This window comes from Shimia sediminis (assembly GCF_003990645.1).
GTDB classification, from domain to species: Bacteria; Pseudomonadota; Alphaproteobacteria; order Rhodobacterales; family Rhodobacteraceae; genus Shimia; species Shimia sediminis.
Genome location: NZ_RYZK01000086.1, coordinates 1 through 669 on the forward strand (window position 1 = coordinate 1; position 669 = coordinate 669).

Genomic DNA, 669 nt, shown 5'->3' on the forward strand with positions numbered 1-669 from the left:
TCCGATCTATTAATATGGGATACATACATACATACATATACGCAACGTCTAATTGCTATAAATTTGGTTCTGGTACCAATAAACGATAATTCTAAATAATAAATTGATGTACTATCAGAGACGGCCTAATTTTGGAAAAGCAATTTCTTTTACATCTTTGGTAATATTTTTTTGTGTTGACCGATAGTAAATTATAGGGCCCCAGAACCAACAAGAAAAAGAACGGCGATTAAAAGTTACTACTACAATAATATTACCTTCATTTTTTAAGACCTACACTTATGTTTCTATACGATAGAAACTTTAGGGCCTCCATTCGTATTCAGCAATAGTATAAATCTTACCTCTGCTAAAATTCGGTCGATATACCCCTGTTTATATATTACTGTATTGATAAAATTGAAGATTGACTAAAACTTATTAGGGAACTCCAAACTTAAACTGAAGATCTACAAACCAGAACGATCTAGTTCGCGACTTTCTCCAGCGAGTTCATTGCTTCCTCAAAGTTAATAATATCCAACTCAACGATGCCTTTTCCTGAAAATTGAGCGAATTTGGCATCGTTTGGCAGATCCGCTGATCTTTTAACACCTCCACCGACATACTTCTCCAGCTTATAAGTCGGAACTCCCTCGCATTCCTTAGATATGTAAGAGCCGATTGTTG

1 protein-coding gene is annotated in these 669 nt (G+C 35.1%); it reads right to left on the reverse strand.

What is annotated here, in order from left to right; genetic code table 11:
- Positions 1 to 466: 466 nt before the first annotated feature.
- Positions 467 to 669, reverse strand: a 203-nt coding sequence (locus EK369_RS22980) for a hypothetical protein (RefSeq protein ID WP_206198164.1), incomplete at its 5' end; no start/stop codon positions are given.